At 66.9% G+C, this 16167-nt stretch carries 9 protein-coding genes; 1 reads left to right on the plus strand and 8 read right to left on the minus strand.

Going from position 1 to position 16167, the window contains the following annotated elements:
• Window positions 1–4: 4 nt before the first annotated feature.
• The 7 genes from OG819_RS01835 to ngcE all read right to left on the minus strand — a co-directional run bounded on the left by OG819_RS01835 (window position 5) and on the right by ngcE (window position 8537).
• A complete protein-coding gene (locus OG819_RS01835) occupies window positions 5–1297 on the minus strand; it encodes a sugar ABC transporter permease (protein WP_266629810.1) in 1293 nt (430 codons plus the stop codon).
• Window positions 1294–2085 carry an ATP-binding cassette domain-containing protein gene (locus OG819_RS01840; protein ID WP_266629808.1) on the minus strand — a complete coding sequence of 264 codons (792 nt, stop codon included), beginning with the start codon at window positions 2083–2085 and terminating at the stop codon, window positions 1294–1296. The genes OG819_RS01835 and OG819_RS01840 overlap by 4 nt, the downstream gene beginning before the upstream one ends.
• Before the next feature lie 202 nt (window positions 2086–2287).
• On the minus strand, window positions 2288–3385 hold the full coding sequence (locus OG819_RS01845; protein ID WP_266634765.1) for a sugar ABC transporter substrate-binding protein: 1098 nt from the start codon (window positions 3383–3385) through the stop codon (window positions 2288–2290).
• 133 nt (window positions 3386–3518) lie between these two features.
• Window positions 3519–4718: an ROK family transcriptional regulator gene (locus tag OG819_RS01850; RefSeq protein WP_266629806.1), complete on the minus strand. Its 1200-nt coding sequence runs from the start codon at window positions 4716–4718 to the stop codon at window positions 3519–3521.
• Between the two features lie 460 nt (window positions 4719–5178).
• Complete coding sequence (locus OG819_RS01855; RefSeq protein WP_266629804.1) at window positions 5179–6102, minus strand: carbohydrate ABC transporter permease; 924 nt, start codon at window positions 6100–6102, stop codon at window positions 5179–5181.
• Window positions 6103–7026, minus strand: a complete 924-nt coding sequence (locus OG819_RS01860) for a carbohydrate ABC transporter permease (RefSeq protein ID WP_266629802.1) — start codon at window positions 7024–7026, stop codon at window positions 6103–6105. It abuts the gene before it with no gap.
• A 59-nt stretch (window positions 7027–7085) separates the two neighbouring features.
• Window positions 7086–8537: an N-acetylglucosamine/diacetylchitobiose ABC transporter substrate-binding protein gene (ngcE, locus tag OG819_RS01865; protein ID WP_266629800.1), complete on the minus strand. Its 1452-nt coding sequence runs from the start codon at window positions 8535–8537 to the stop codon at window positions 7086–7088.
• A gap of 675 nt (window positions 8538–9212) precedes the next feature.
• Between ngcE and OG819_RS01870 the strand changes: the two genes are divergently transcribed.
• Complete coding sequence (locus OG819_RS01870; RefSeq protein WP_266647703.1) at window positions 9213–12974, plus strand: GH92 family glycosyl hydrolase; 3762 nt, start codon at window positions 9213–9215, stop codon at window positions 12972–12974.
• A 68-nt stretch (window positions 12975–13042) separates the two neighbouring features.
• On the opposite strand, the gene OG819_RS01875 is transcribed toward OG819_RS01870, so the two are convergent.
• Window positions 13043–15979 (minus strand): GH92 family glycosyl hydrolase, encoded by a 2937-nt coding sequence (locus OG819_RS01875; RefSeq protein WP_266647705.1) that lies wholly within the window; start codon window positions 15977–15979, stop codon window positions 13043–13045.
• Window positions 15980–16167: the final 188 nt, after the last annotated feature.

The following is a 16167-nucleotide window of genomic DNA, read 5'->3' on the forward strand; positions in this document are numbered from 1 at the left end:
TCCGCTACGCGCGGCCGGCCGTTTTCTGCGTCTTGCGGGTGACGGCGTCGATGACGACCGTGGCGAGAAGCACACCACCGGTGATCATGTACTGGATCGGCGACGCGATGCCCTGCAGCGCCAGACCGTACTGGATGGACACGATCACCAGCACACCCAGCAGCGCGTTCCACGTACGCCCACGACCACCGAAGAGGCTCGTACCACCGATGACCGCGGCGGCGATCGCGTTCATCAGGAGGTCACCGGCGCCCGCGCCCTGGTTGGCGGAGGCGATCTTCGATGCGATGAACAGACCGCCGATGGCGGCGAACGTACCGGAGATCGCGAAGACCGAGATCCGGACCATCTCCACGTTGATACCGGCACGCCGGGAGGCCTCGACGCTGCCACCGAGCGCGAAGATCTTCCGGCCGTACGCGGTACGGCGCAGCACGAAGTCCGTGATCAGCAGCACCGCGATGAAGATCACCACGGCCAACGGCAGGCCCTTGTACTGGTTGTAGGTGATCGCCACGGCGAAGGAGACGATCGCCAGCAGCGCGGTGCGCAGGATGGTCTCGCTCAGCGGCCGGGACGGCACACCCGCGGCCTCGCGGCGCTTGTTGCCGTAGAAGGAGGTGAGGAAGAACACGGCGGTGACGCCGATGGCGAGCGCGTAGGCGGCGGCGACATCGGTGAAGTAGTAGCTGGTCAGCTTGGCGACGAGGCCGTTGCTGTCCAGGTTGATGGTGCCGTTGTCGCCCAGGATCCGGAGCATGAAGCCGTTCCAGAAGAGCAGACCGGCCAGGGTGACGGCGAAGGCCGGCACACCGATGCGAGCGAACACGAAACCGTGGATCGCGCCAGCGACCGTGCCCGTGAGGATGGCCAGCACGAAGGCCAGCCACTCGTTCATGCCGTGCGTGACGTTCAGCACCGCGAACGCGGCGCCCGCCACACCGGAGACCGAACCCACCGACAGGTCGATCTCACCGAGCAGCAGCACGAAGACGATACCGACGGCGATCATGCCCGTGCCGACCATGGCGACGGAGATGTCGGACAGGTTGCCCGCCGTGAGGAAGTTGGAGTTCAGGCTCTGGAAGATGATCCAGATGATGACCAGACCGAGGACGACCGGGATCGAACCCAGGTCGCCGGCCTTCATCTTGCGCTTGAACTCCGAGGCGTAGCCCGCGAAACCCTGCTCGCGGACGAGGAGCCGGGGGTCGACCGCGGTGACCGCCGCGGCGGCCGCCTCGGGGTTCTCCACGACGTGGTCCTCGGGGGTCTCAGAGGTCTTGTCGATGCTCACTTCTGAGCCTCCCCATTGCTGCGCGCCGCACGACGGGTCACGGCGTTCTCCGTGGCGCCCGTGATGGCGGAGATGATCTCTTCCTGCGAGGTCGACTTGACCTCGAAGATGCCGTTGTTGCGCCCCAGGCGCAGGACGGCGACCTTGTCGGCCACGGCCTTCACGTCCGCCATGTTGTGGCTGATGAGGATGACCGCGTGGCCGCGCTCACGCAGCCGCTCGACCAGGTCGAGGACCTGGGCGGTCTGCTCGACACCGAGGGCCGCGGTGGGCTCGTCGAGGATGACGAGCTTGGGCTCGCCGAGCATCGAACGGGCGATCGCCACGGTCTGGCGCTGACCGCCGGAGAGCGAGGCGATCGGGATGCGGACGCTGGGGATCCGGATGGACAGCGTGTCCAGCAGCTCGCGGGAGCGGCGCTCCATCTCGACCTCGTCCAGGATGCCGCGCTTCTTCAGCTCCCGGCCCAGGTAGAGGTTGCCGACGACGTCGATGTTGTCGCACAGCGACAGGTCCTGGTACACGGTCGCGATACCGAGGCCCTGGGCGTCTTGCGGCTTGTTGATGTGGACGGTCTTGCCGTCCCACTCGATCGCGCCCTCATCGATGGGGTGCACGCCGGCGATCGTCTTCACCAGCGTGGACTTTCCGGCGCCGTTGTCGCCCACCAGGGCGACCACTTCACCGGCGTGGACCTCAAGCTCTACATCGGTGAGCGCCTGGACGGCACCGAATCGCTTGGAGACCCCGCGCAACGCCAGAACAGGCGTAGCGGACACGTGAACCATCTCCTTCGCCGCCTGACCCGGCGGGAGGTTGTGCAGAAGTTTGTGGAGGGGGGTGTTCCGTCCGGCGCCCCGCCCTAGCTTTGCGGGGCTGATGGATGCGAGGCGCCGGAGGGGCTTCTATGACGCAAGTCCCGTACGGAAATTCAAGAACGAATTCCCGTACGTGGATAGAGACTTGCGGCGGCTACTTCAGCTGCTCGGACTACTTGATGCCGAGCGCGTCGCACTTGGCCTTGTAGGCGCCCGTGCAGATGTCGCTCACCGTGTAGACGCCGTCCTTGAGGACGGTGTCCTTGATGTTGTCCTTGGTCAGCGAGACGACCGCGACGATGACCGAGGGGATCGCCTTGTCGGTCGGGCTGTCGACCTTGTCCTTGGCGACGGTGTCGAGCGACTTGCCCTGGGCGAGCGCGACGGCCATCTCGGCGGCGGCGTCGGCCTCGGGGGCGTACGGCTTGTAGACGCTCATGAACTGCTCACCGGCGATGATGCGCTGCACACCCGCGAGCTCGGCGTCCTGGCCGGTGACCGGGACGGAGATGCCGGCGGCCTTGAGGGCGGTGATGATACCGCCGGCCATGCCGTCGTTGGCGGAGTAGACGCCGATGACGTTCTTCTTGCCGAGGGCGGAGATGGCGCCCTCCATGTTGGCGTTGGCGTTCTCCGGCTTCCAGTCCTTGGTGTCGTACTCCTTGCCGATGTTCACCTTGCCGTCGAGGACGGAGTGGGCACCGGCCTTGAACTGGGCGGCGTTCGGGTCGGTGGACGACCCGTTCATCATCACGATCTTGCCGGACTTGGCCTTGGAGCCGAGCGCGGTGAGGAGCGCCTGGCCCTGGGTCTTGCCGACGGTCGTGTTGTCGAACGAGGTGTAACCGCTGATCGGGCCCTGCGCGAGACGGTCGTAGGCGACGACGGGGATGCCGGCGTCCTTGGCCTTCTGGACCGAGTTCTTGATGGCCGCGGAGTCCACAGCGTCGACGATCAGGACGTCCACCTTGTCGGTGATCATCGTCTCGACCTGCTGCGCCTGCGTGGTGGCGTCCTGCTTGGCGTTGGCGTACTGGAGCGTGCCCTTGCCGTTCGTGAGCTCCTTGACCTTCTTCTCGATCAAGGGCCGGTCGAACTTCTCGTAACGCGCGGTCTGGTTCTCGGGAAGGAGCAGACCGACCTTGATCGCGTCGCCCTTCTTGGCGGAGCTCGAGCTGTCGCTCTTGTCGCCGGACTCCTTGGCACTGCCACAAGCGGCCAGCGAAACGGCCATCGCACCAGCGGCAACGGCAAACGCGGCACGACGCATACGCGTGTTCACTTCAGAAACCTCCCTGACGAGGCCGCGTCGTTGCGGCCGAGGTGGCTGGAAGTCAACTCGGCCACGCGTGCGACGTCAAGAAGTAAATACTTAACGAGATGGCAACGGTGCCATGCGTTCTCTAAGTGAAGGCAGGGGTGACCGCGGCCAGCGAGCCGTCCAAAAGGGTCGAATCGCCCATCTCGCTGAGCGCGAGGGCGAGTGCCCCGAGCACCTCCGCACGACCGCCAAGTGCCCCTGGGAGCACCGAGAGTTGACGTGCGGCGCTGGGGATCGCGTACCGCCCGACCGACTCCCTGATGGGCCCGAGAACGAGCTCCCCGGCCTCGGCGAGGTCGCCGCCGAGAACCACCCGGCTCGGGTTCAGCAGGTTGCACAGATTGGCGACCCCGCTGCCGATGTGACGGCCGACGTCGGCGACCACCCGACGGCAGCCCGGATCGCCGTCCCGAGCCAGCCTGACGACGCCTTCCATGGTCAGGTCCGTGCCATGACTGGACTGCAGGAGCGGCAGCACATAGCGCGCCGCCGTAAAGGTCTCCAGGCAGCCCCGATTGCCACAGCGACAGACGGGACCGGATTCATCGAGAGTGATATGCCCGATTTCGCCCGCTGTGCCGCCGGGCCCGCGATAGATCTTGCCGTCGATCACCAGCCCGGCGCCGACACCACTCGCGACCTTGATGTACGCCAGGTCCTTGACTCCGCGCCCACTGCCCCAGACCAGCTCGCCGAGCGCGCCGAGGTTGGCGTCGTTGTCCACGTGTACGGGCACGCCGAGCCGCCCCCGCAGCTCCTCGGCGGGCTTCGCGCCGGTCCAGCCCGGCAGGATCGCGGTGGACCCCAGGGTCCCCGACTCCACGTCGATCGGGCCCGGCACGCCGAGACCCACGCCCGCGATCTTGGACCGGTCCACCCCGGTCGCCGCGATCAGGCGGCTGACCAGCTCTTCCGCCCGGTCGAAGCCCTGCGCGGCGCTCGCGTCCACGTCCAGTGGTTCGGCTTCCTCGGCCAGCACCTGGTGGGCGAGGTTCCCTACCGCGACGCGCAGATGCGTATGGCCGAAGTCGACACCGATGACGATGCCGGCGTCACCGCTCAGGGACACGCTGCGGGCCCTGCGGCCACCCGCCGAAGTGGGGGTGACCTCGACCGTTCCGCCGTCCTTGAGCTCCCGGACGATATTGGAAACGGTCGCGGCGGACAGGCCCGTCGTCCTCGCGATCTCCGCCTGCGTGAGCGAACCGGCAAGGCGCACCGCACGTACGACGCGCTCCAGATTGGCTCGGTGCAGCGACGACTGCGACCCCGGAGTCTCCACGACGACCTCCCGCGTACGAGGCCGCCACAATGTGGCCCCGCCTATGTCCAACTAGTGAACTCTAAGCTGAGCTGTTTGGGTTACCTCCCGTCAAGAGGTTGAGCTGCATCCGACGCGGACGAGCACACGTGTGCGGTACAGACCGTGGCGTAGATCCTTCTATGGCGCAGGTCACACCCGGACTGATTACAAGTTGTCACCGTTCCGGCCGTACAAGATCAAGACCTCGCGAGCCGATGGGCCGGGCATGGGCTCCCGCGGAATCCCTGCGGACGGGTGGACCCGTTCAGGGGGAACGGGTAATACGGGACCGACCGGGCGGGACCGAATAGAGGGAGCCGAATGGCGGGACCGAGTACGCGTGATCCCCTCCGCGCATTCGGAGGGGATCACGTACTCAGGATTACGTATTCCGGGGAGTTCCCGGTGTCCGGCGGATTGGGCCGTGACCTCACTCGGCCTACTTGAGAGCCCCCGCTGTCAGCCCCTGGACCACCTGTCGCTGGAAGATGATGTACGCGGCCAGCACGGGGAGCATGGCCATCACCAGGCCCGCGAAGAGGCCCGACCAGTCGCCCTTGTAGCCCTGGCTGGTCGCCAGCTCGACAAGGCCCTGGGAGAGGACCTTCTTGTCGGGGTCGGTGTTCAGCACCGTCGGGAGCATGTACTGGTTCCACTGGCCCAGGAAATTGAAGATCCCGACGCTGATCAGGCCCGGTTTGGCCATCGGCAGCATGATCTGGAAGAACGTCCGGGTGTGCGAGGCGCCGTCGACGAACGCCGCCTCGGCGATCGAGGTCGGCAGAGTCCTGAAGAACGAGGTCAGGAAGAAGACCGTGAACGGCAGCGAGTACGCGATGTAGACGAGGATCAGACCCGGCAGCGTGTTCAGCAGACGCATGTTGTTCAGCACGTAGAACAACGGCACCAGGGCCAGCATGATCGGGAAACTCATTCCTCCGACGAAGAGGAAGTAGATGAAACGGTTGCCCGGAAACTCGAATCGGGCGAGGACGTACGCCGCCATCGAGCCGAGCACGAGTGTACCGGCCAGCGAGAAGCCCACCACGATGAGCGTATTGCCGAAGTAGTCGCTCATGTGCGCCTGCGACCAGGCGCGCGACCAGTTGTCGAAGTGCAGTTTGTCCGGCAGCGACCAGGGCGAGCTGAAAATGGAGTCGTCGTCCTTGAAAGACGTCATCACCGCCCACAGCAGGGGCAGCACGACCATGATCGCCCAGATGACGAGAATGCCGTGCGAGAAGGCGTTGAGAACGCCGCCCTCACTGCTCTTCGCCTTCTCCGGCGGCGCCTTCTCCTTCGTCACCTGCTGAGGACGGTCCTCGACCGGCTCCACGGGCGGCGGGGTGTCAGTGGTCTTCATCTAGAACTCCAGCCGCTCGCGCCGGCCCAGCCGCATCACGATCGCCGCGAACAGCAGCGTGACGATGAGGAGCGCGACACCGATCGTGGTGGCGTAGGCGGCGTTCGCGTCACGGAACGCCGATTGGTACACGTACAGCGGAAGGACCGTGGTCGAGTAGTCGGGGCCGCCGGGACCCACGGTCATGATCTGCACGGCGGCGAACGCCTCGGCGCCGAGCGCCAGGATCCCCATGTACACCCAGCCCGACTGCACGGTGTCCCAGAGCAGCGGAAGGGTGATCTTGAAGAAGGTGGTGGCGCGGCTCGCGCCGTCGAGCAGCGCGGCCTCGTAGAAGTCCTTCGGAATCGACGCCATGCCCGCCGAGAACAGCACGACGAAGAACCCCACCGTGCTCCACAGCAGCACCGCCATCACACACCACAGGGCGAGGTTCGGGTCGCCCAGCCAGTCCGGCTGGACACTGCCGAGGCCGATGGCCTTCAACGTCCCGTTGATGACGCCGTCGTTGGGGTTGTAGGCGAACTGAAAAAGCAGGGAGACGATCGCGATCGACAGCACCTGCGGGAAGAAGTAGGCGATTTTGTAGAAACCCGAACCGCGCACTCCGGTGATGGCGGCGCCTTTCCGGCGCCGCCCACCGACATTGAGCATGAACGCGAAGAACAGCGCGAGGCCCAGCGTCACCAGCGGCAGCAGCAACGCGAACAGCAGACTGTGCTGCAACGACTTCCAGAAGATGTCGTCGTCCAGCATTCTGGTGTAGTTGGCGAAACCGACCATCTTGAAGTCGGGGCTCAGACCGGTCCAGTCCGTGAACGAGTAGTAGATGGCCTGGACGAAGGGCCAGATCACGAAGATCGCGTACAACGCCAAGGGGGCCACCAAGAACCCCACAATGAACCGGTACTTGCCGTGTTGCATGGTTACCGACCCCGATCGTTTCGCGGATGCCGCCGCCGGCGACGCGTGGACACGCGCCGCTACTGGTGCTTGTAGTGCTTGATGGACTGGTCCTTGGCCGCCGCGTCCGCGTAGCCCTGGATCTTCTTGATGGCCTCGGCCGGGGTCAGCCGCCCTGCCATCATCTCGCCGAGACCGGCGACACCGATCTGCTCCTTCTGCAGCTTCACGTACCAGTCCTGCAGCCGCGGGTTGACCACGTTGGTCCCGGCCTTCTCCAGGGCCGCGACACCGGACTTGAGGCCCGGGGTCAGGGTGATCCCGTCGGTGCCTCCATTGAAGGCGGTCAGCGACTTCACCTGGCTGGTGAAGTTCTTCGAGGAGGCCTCGCTGAGCATGATGCGCAGCTGCTCCATGCCGCCCTCGGCGTTGCTCGCCTTGGCCGGCACGATGAACGGCTCGCCGCCAGAGGCCCAGATGGTGCCGAACGGCATCTTGTCGGAGCTGTCCAGGCCGGTCGGGCCGCTGACGGCCAGGTTGAAGTCCTTCGGGATCACGCTCGCGGACTCGTTCTCCACCCAGGAACCGTTCGGGATGAAGAGCGCCTTGCCCTTGGCCCAGGCGGTCTGCGACTGGATGTGGTCGATGCCCGGGGTGCCCTTGAGGATGTAGCCCTTCTTGTAGAGCTCGTAGTACGCCTCGAAGGCGGACTTGACGGCCGGGTCCTTCCAGGCGTTGGGCTCCAGGTTGTCGATCTTGTCGAGAACCTCGCGGCCACCGATCTTGGCGATGAAGGGGTAGAGCGAGAACGGCAGGTAGTACGGGTACTTGCCCGCGTACGTCCAGCCGGCGATGCCCTTCTTCTTCGCCTTCTCGCACAGCGCGAGCATCGCGTCCCAGTCCTCGGGGTACGTCGCGTCGAGCTTGTCGAGGGCGGTCTGCGAGTACCAGACGCCGTAGACGGTGTAGGCGTAGTACATGATCCAGACCGGCGCACCGTCGAACTGGCCCATCTCGACGATGCCGGGGCGCAGCGTGTCGCGGACCTTCTTCGACGGGTCGTCGATGGACGGCGCGTCGAGGAGCGGGGTCAGGTCGGTGAGCTGCTTCTTGCCGACGAGCACGCCCATGTCCATCTGCTGGGCGCCTGAGTTGTCGATCAGGTCCGGCGGGGTGCCGCCGTTGAACTTGGGCTGCAGTTCGGACTGGATCTTCTGGGTCGCATGGAAGTTGACCTTGACCTTGGGGTACGCCGCCTTGTATTGGGCGTTGGCGTCGGTCGCGTACTTCGTACCGAATCCGCCGTCGAAGATGACGACGGAGAGCGGGGCCGTCTCGTTGACGCCCAGCGGGTTCTTCGTGGTCTTCTTGCCGGCCTTGGCCTTGTCGCCCGAACCGCTGTCGCTGCTCGCACAAGCGGACAAGAAGCTCATCGTCGGTACGGAAATCAGGCCGAGCGCCGCGGACCGCTTGATCAGGTCACGGCGTCCGACACCCTCGGTGTTGCTGTGCTCGGCGGAAGTGGATCCCATGCTCAAGTCCTCGCCTTCTCCAGGACTCAGGCGGTGAACCGGATCCTCCCCGGCACCGCGGTTAGGTCAAGCTGGGGTCGTGCGTGAGGGGTTCAGTTGGTCAACGCGGCGATCCCTGCCCGTCACACTGGCCGCCGACGTCCGATTTCCCCCGGGACGTGCCTGTCCGCGGCCGTCGAACGGCTGGGCGGACGCCGACAGGTATAGTCCATTTCCCGTCAACGGAGCAAGATCGAAAGCGGGTTTACCCGCGGGTCTTTTCCGAGTTGAGACCTCACGGAAATATGGGGCGTCCGCGACTTCCCAGGGGGAAGATCAACAGGGTGCCAATCTCCCACCATGGGAGTAATGCGCAGCTCGTCGCACGATATTCATCCCGGACGCCACATCCAACACCCTTGACACCACTGACAACTTGACTCCCTACTGGTCCTTGCGCAGCAAATCTGACAACGTTGTCCAGGGCTAGGTGAGTGAGCCTCAAGGGCGCGCCCGTGCCAGGAGTTGCGAGCGCGCGGAGGCCCGAAGGGTTGAGCGCGGTCGCCCTCCCGACACCAGCCGCAGCACCCCGGAGGTGAGCGAGCCGAAGAAATGGGAGGGTGCTCGCGCATGCAGCACAGAGCTCGGTGCAGACGGAGTTCTTCGGCTCGGTTCAGTTGGAGTTCCTCAACGATAATGGGGGTGGTAGCGCTTTCTCTGGTCGTGGCCTCACAGGGCACCGCGATTGCCCTTCCGGCCCAAGCGCCGTCCGCCGACCGCGAGTTCGCCTCCTCGTTCGAATCGGGTGATCCGGCACCCACCTGGATCAATACCGTCGACACGGGAGCGGACGGGGCAAAGCGCTCGTCCGGTGTCGACGGCGACTACAGCACCGGCATCCCCGGCAATGTCACCGACCACGTCACGGACGTCCGCGCGAGCGGCGAGAACACCGGCGCGGGGGAGGTGAAGGAGAACCTCGTCGACGGCGAGTCGAGCACCAAGTGGCTGACCTTCGAGCCCACCGGCTGGGCGGAGTTCGACTTCGACACCCCGGTCAAGGTGGTCACGTACGCGCTGACGTCGGCCAACGACCACGACGAGCGCGACCCCCAGGACTGGACCCTCCAGGGCTCCACGGACGGCAAGGGCTGGAAGACCCTGGACACCCGCTCCGGCGAGTCCTTCGGCGAGCGGTTCCAGACGAAGTCGTACGACATCGCGAGCCCCGTCGAGTACCAGCACTTCCGGCTCGACGTCACCAAGAACAACGGCGGTGACATCCTCCAGCTCGCCGACGCGCAGTTCTCGACGGGCCAGAGCGACGACCCGACCCCCAAGGACATGCTCTCGCTGGTGGACCGGGGCCCGAGCGGCTCCCCCACCGCGAAGGCGGGCGCGGGCTTCACGGGCAAGCGGGCCCTGCGCTACGCCGGTACGCACAAGGGGGACGGCCGGGCCTACTCGTACAACAAGGTCTTCGACGTGAACGTGGGCGTCGGGCGCGACACCGAGCTGTCGTACCGGATCTTCCCCTCGATGGCGGACGGCGACCGGGACTACGACGCCACGAACGTGTCGGTGGACCTGGCGTTCACGGACGGCACCTATCTGAGTGACCTGAACGCGGTCGACCAGCACGGGTTCGCGCTGACCCCGCAGGGCCAGGGCGCGGCCAAGGTGCTCTACGTCAACCAGTGGAACAACGTCGCCTCGCGGATCGGTTCGGTCGCGGCCGGCAAGACCGTCGACCGGATTCTCCTCGCCTACGACTCCCCCAAGGGCCCGGCGAAGTTCCGCGGCTGGCTGGACGACGTGGCGCTGAAGACCGTGGCGCCCGAGAAGCCCAAGGCGCATCTGGCCGACTACGCGCTGACGACCCGCGGCACCAACTCCAGCGGCGGCTTCTCGCGCGGCAACAACTTCCCGGCGACGGCCCTCCCCCACGGCTTCAACTTCTGGACGCCGGTGACCAACGCGGGCTCGCTGAGCTGGCTGTACGACTACGCGCGCGCGAACAACGCGGACAATCTGCCGACGATCCAGGCGTTCAGCGCGAGCCACGAGCCGAGCCCCTGGATGGGTGACCGGCAGACCTTCCAGGTGATGCCCTCGGCCGCCTCCGGTACCCCCGACACCGACCGCAACGCCCGCGAGCTCGCCTTCCGGCACGAGAACGAGACCGCGCGCCCGTACTACTACGGGGTGACCTTCGAGAACGGTCTCAAGGCGGAGATGGCGCCCACCGACCACGCGGCGGCCCTGCGCTTCACCTATCCGGGTGAGGACGCGAGCGTGCTCTTCGACAACGTGACCGAGCAGGCGGGGCTCACGCTGGACAAGGACAACGGGATCGTCACCGGGTACTCGGACGTCAAGTCCGGGCTGTCGACGGGCGCGACCCGGCTCTTCGTGTACGGGGTGTTCGACGCGCCGGTGACGGACGGCGGCTCGTCCGGCGTCAAGGGGTATCTGAAGTTCAAGCCCGGCGCCGACCACACGGTCACCCTGCGCCTGGCGACCTCCCTCATCAGCGTCGACCAGGCCAAGGACAACCTGCGCCAGGAGATCCCCGACGGCACGTCGTTCGGGACGGTCAAGGAGCGGGCGCGCAAGACGTGGGACAAGCTGTTCGGCAAGGTCGAGGTCGAGGGCGCGACAACGGACCAGCTGACCACGCTGTACTCCAGCATGTACCGGCTGTACCTGTACCCCAACTCCGGCTTCGAGAAGGTCGGTTCGAAGTACCAGTACGCCTCGCCGTTCTCCGCGATGCCCGGTCCTGACACCCCCACGCACACGGGGGCGAAGATCGTCGACGGCAAGGTGTACGTCAACAACGGCTTCTGGGACACCTATCGGACGACCTGGCCGGCGTATTCCTTCCTGACGCCCTCTCAGGCGGGCGAGATGGTCGACGGGTTCGTGCAGCAGTACAAGGACGGCGGCTGGACCTCGCGCTGGTCCTCCCCCGGCTACGCGGACCTGATGACCGGCACCTCCTCGGACGTGGCGTTCGCCGACGCGTACGTCAAGGGCGTGGACTTCGACGCGGAGGCGGCCTACGACGCTGCCCTCAAGAACGCGACCGTCGTCCCGCCGGCCTCCGGCGTGGGCCGCAAGGGCATGTCGACCTCCCCCTTCCTCGGCTACACCAGCACCGCCACCGGCGAGGGCCTGTCGTGGGCGATGGAGGGATACGTCAACGACTACGGCATCGCCGAGATGGGCCAGGCCCTCTACAAGAAGACCGGCAAGAAGCGCTACAAGGAGGAGTCCGCCTACTTCCTCAACCGGGCCCAGGACTATGTGAACCTCTTCGACTCCAAGGCCGGGTTCTTCCAGGGCCGCGACGCGCAGGGCAACTGGCGGCTCGACTCCTCGAAGTACGACCCGCGCGTGTGGGGCTACGACTACACCGAGACGAACGGCTGGGGGTACGCCTTCACCGCGCCGCAGGACTCGCGAGGCCTGGCCAACCTGTACGGCGGTCAGAGCGGGCTGGCCCAGAAGCTCGACACGTACTTCGCCACCCCCGAGACGGCCTCGCCGGACTTCGTGGGCTCCTACGGCGGGGTCATCCATGAGATGACCGAGGCCCGTGACGTACGGATGGGCATGTACGGGCACTCCAACCAGGTCGCCCACCACGTGAACTACATGTACGACGCGGCGGGCCAGCCCTGGAAGACGCAGAAGAACGTCCGCGAGGTCTTCTCCCGCCTCTACACCGGCAGCGAGATCGGGCAGGGCTACCACGGCGACGAGGACAACGGCGAGCAGTCCGCCTGGTATCTCTTCTCCTCGCTCGGCTTCTACCCGCTGGTGATGGGCAGCGGCGAATACGCCATCGGCTCCCCGCTGTTCACCAAGGCGACCGTGCACCTGGAGAACGGCAAGGACCTGGTCGTCAAGGCCCCGAAGAACAGCGCGAAGAACGTGTACGTGCAGGGCGTGAAGTTCAACGGCGAGCGCTGGACGTCGACGTCGCTCCCCCACTCGCTCCTCTCCCGTGGCGGCGTGCTGGAGTTCGACATGGGCTCCAAGCCGTCGTCGTGGGGTACGGGCAAGAACGCGGCGCCCGTGTCGATCACCCAGGACGACAAGGTGCCCACGCCCCGCGCGGACGTCCTCAAGGGTGACGGCGCGCTCTTCGACAACACCTCGGCGACGGACGCCACGGTCACCTCGGTCGACCTGCCGACGTCCGCCGCGGCCAAGGGAGTTCAGTACACCCTGACCTCATCCTCGGACCACACCAAGGCTCCGGGCGGCTGGGTCCTGCAGGGCTCCTCCGACGGCACCACGTGGACCGACCTCGACAAGCGCTCCGGGGAGTCCTTCACCTGGGACAAGCAGACCCGGGTGTTCTCGGTCGCGCATCCTGGCTCGTACACGCACTACCGCCTGGTCCTCGACAGCGAGGCGACCCTCGCGGAGGTGGAACTGCTGGGCTGACGCCCTCACGTGGACGGGGCGGGCGCGGAGATCACTCTCCGCGACCGCTCTGCTGTGCGGCCGGGGTCTCAGCTCACCGCGAGGGTGAACACGTGCAGGTCGGCGTTGTCCGGCAGCTTGACGCTCTTGACGGTCTTGCCGGACGGGGCCTGGAAGGGCTTCGTCGCGAAGACGTACGTGGCCACCGGGTCCTTGTCGGCGCCCGCGACATTCCGGTACGCGGTCCTGGCGACGACCTCGTTGCCGTACTGGACGGTGCCGCCTCCGCCGCCGACGGTCCAGTCGGTGAAGGAGAGGTCGACGGAGTCCGTGCTGCCGTCGGTGTAGGTGACGGTCGCGCGGGTCTGCTGATTACCGTTGACGGCACTGCCGATGAAGGACAACTCGGCTGCTGGACGGCCCAGTTCGATCGTCTGGGTGGTCGCCGATGCGTTGTCGGGGCGGCCGGTGGGCGAGTCGGGCCAGGTGTACGTGAGGCCGTCCACGGTGCCCTGGGTGCCGGGAGCCAGGCCGGCGGCTGCGAGGGCCTGACGGGAGTAGCTCCAGCCGCCGCCGTCGTAGTCGGCCTCGTCGTGGTCGCCGGTGTCGTCGGAGACACCGGTGTTGTTGTAGGCGGCCAGGAGGGAGCCGGGCGCCGCGACGGTCAGGGCCACCGGCTGCTCGTATGAGGTGGCGCCGGACGTCACGGTGACCTTGACGTCGTAGAAGCCCTGCCGGGCGGTGTCACCGGCGGACAGGGTGATCTCCTGGGAGCCGTCGGTCACGGTGCCCTCGGCGGGGGTCGCGGTCACTCCGGCCGGGGCGTCCACCTTGAAGCGGACCTCGGGACCCGTGCCACCGCTCAGCGCGAGAGCCCGGATGTCGAGCTTCGTGTTGCCGCCGGGGGCGAGCGTCGCCGCGGTCGGGCCGACCCCGATCTGATACGGCTGCTCACCCTCCCGGAAGGACGGCGGGGCGTCCGCCGGGTCACTGCCCCAGGTGCGGTTCGGGGTACCCGAGAGGGTGTAGTCGAGCGTGCCGCCGTTGCGGAGGAAGGAGGCGGGCAGCCAAGGCCGGTCGCTGGTACGGCCGTTGACCTTCAGGGACTGGACGTACGGGGCGTCGGCGGCGGCGCCCGTCGCACGGATCTCGATGTCGTTGCCGCCGGGCCTGTCGATCTCCACCCGGGTGAACAACGGTGAGGCGAGTATGAGTTCGGCGCGGGAGGGGACCTGCGGATACATGCCGAGCGCCGAGAAGACGTACCAGGACGACATCTCCCCGAGGTCGTCGTTCCCGGGGATGCCACCCGGCTGGGTCGACCACAACCCCGTCATCGCGGCGCGGACGGTCTCCTGCGTCTTGTAGGGCGCGCCCGCGTAGGCGTACAGGTAGGGCACGTTGATCGACGGCTCGTTGTCCAGCTCGGACTTGTCGCCGCCGCTGCCCGTGAAGGCCCAGCTGCCGTCGGAGTCGTGGAAGTCGAGACGGTCGAGCGCCTTGTCCCGGCCGCCCATCGCGGCGAAGAGCCCGGCCGGGTTGTGCTGCACCATCCAGGTGTACTGAGCGGCCGTACCCTCCACGAATCCGTTGCCGGTCGCCGGGGTGAAGCCGGTGACCCAGCTGCCGTCCGCCTTCCGGCCCGCGATGTAGCCACCGCTCGGGTCGGCCGCGATGTTGAAGTTGTTCTGCCACCACTGGGAGCGCTCGGCGAAGTCGGCGGCCGTCTGCTTCTTCCCCGCCGCCGTGGCGAGTTGGGAGAGCGCGAAGTCCGCGCCGGACATCTCGAGGGTCTCGGCGGCACCGCCCCAGGCGTTGGACACGGACGGCATGTAGTGCTGCTCGAGGTACTTGTCGAGCGACGGCCGCTGCCCGACGGACAGGACCGGCTTACCCGAGGAGGAGAGGTCGCCCTCGGTCGGCACGGTCGCCGCCTTGACCAGTGAGTCCAGCGCGCCGCGCAGGTCGAAGTCGGTGCCGCCGAAGGCCCGGATGCCGGCGAGCGCGGTCGGGGACGGGTCGCCGTTCATGACGTGGGTGCCGCTCGCCCCGTGCAGCCAGCGGTCCCAGACGCCGCCGTTCTGCCGGGCGAGTTCGAGCAGCGACTGCGCGATGTCGGATCCGGTGTCCGGGCTGAGCAGGGTCAGCAGCTGGACCTGGGAACGGTAGACGTCCCAGCCGGAGAAGGTGCCGTACTGGGCGTGGTGGCCGCGGCCGACGACATGGATCTTGTCGTCGGGGCCCCGGTATCTGCGGTCGGCGTCACTGATGACGTTCGGGTGCAGGAGCGCGTGGTAGAGCGCGGTGTAGAAGGTGGTGCGGTCGGTGTCGCTGCCGCCGCCGACCCTGATCGCACCGAGCTGGTCGCGCCAGGCGCGGTGGGCGGCGTCCTGGACCGAGGCGAAGGAGCGGGACGGCGGGTTCTCGGCCGCGAGGTTGGCGGCGGCGCCCGCCTGGCTGACGTACGAGATGCCGACCTTGACGTTCACGGCGTCGGCACCGGGTTCGAACTCCACATAGCCGCCGGCGCCCTTGCCCGCGGCAGGACGGCCGCCGTTCGCGAAGCCGCCGGTGCCGCCGCTCGCCTCCGTGGACCCCGGGCTCAGCTTCTCGTCCTGCCAGGTGCCGGTCGACTTGAAGTCGCGGTCGAAGCGGGCGGTGAAGTAGAGGGTGTAGTAGTAGGGCTGCGCGCCTTGAGGGCGGAAGGCGATCGGCTTCTCGGCGACCTTGCGGTAACGGCGCGAGCCAGGCCTGCCGAGGTTCCCGGCCCTCAGGTTCGCCTTCAGCGTGGTGTAGGCGTCACACACTTTCTTGATCGAATGTTGCGCGGCCTGCGCACCCAGATTCCAGCGGGATTTGACAGCATCGTAGGTGTGCTTGCGCAAGGCGAAGTTCTTGAACTCCCCACGCTCGAAAGCGACCTCACTCACCCAGGTCGCGGCCTCGTTACAGGCGTGCAGGGTCGCCTCGAGTGCCGCCGCCTGGTTCGGTGTCGGCTCCAGCTTGACCTGCACGACCAGCTTCACGATCACCGATCGTAGGCACCCGTACGAGACACCACCACACGTTCGGGTCCGTTCATCACATTGAGCGAACCGACCGGCCATGCGTTCGCACCACCCGGCTCCGCCGGAGAAGGCACCCGGCCGCTCCGCGGCCGAGCAGACACAGTGATACTGCGGCGCTCCGCGCCGCAGTCACGGGGATGCGATTC

Source organism: Streptomyces sp. NBC_01549 (assembly GCF_026339955.1).
GTDB lineage: Bacteria > Actinomycetota > Actinomycetes > Streptomycetales > Streptomycetaceae > Streptomyces.

What these genes read in the sequence shown, in the direction of transcription:
- OG819_RS01840 (WP_266629808.1), bottom strand. Translation starts at nt 2,085, where the DNA reads ATGGTTCACGTGTCCGCTACGCCTGTTCTGGCGTTGCGCGGGGTCTCC.
- OG819_RS01845 (WP_266634765.1), bottom strand. Translation starts at nt 3,385, where the DNA reads ATGCGTCGTGCCGCGTTTGCCGTTGCCGCTGGTGCGATGGCCGTTTCG.
- OG819_RS01855 (WP_266629804.1), bottom strand. Translation starts at nt 6,102, where the DNA reads ATGAAGACCACTGACACCCCGCCGCCCGTGGAGCCGGTCGAGGACCGT.
- OG819_RS01860 (WP_266629802.1), bottom strand. Translation starts at nt 7,026, where the DNA reads ATGCAACACGGCAAGTACCGGTTCATTGTGGGGTTCTTGGTGGCCCCC.
- ngcE (WP_266629800.1), bottom strand. Translation starts at nt 8,537, where the DNA reads ATGGGATCCACTTCCGCCGAGCACAGCAACACCGAGGGTGTCGGACGC.
- OG819_RS01870 (WP_266647703.1), top strand. Translation starts at nt 9,213, where the DNA reads ATGGGGGTGGTAGCGCTTTCTCTGGTCGTGGCCTCACAGGGCACCGCG.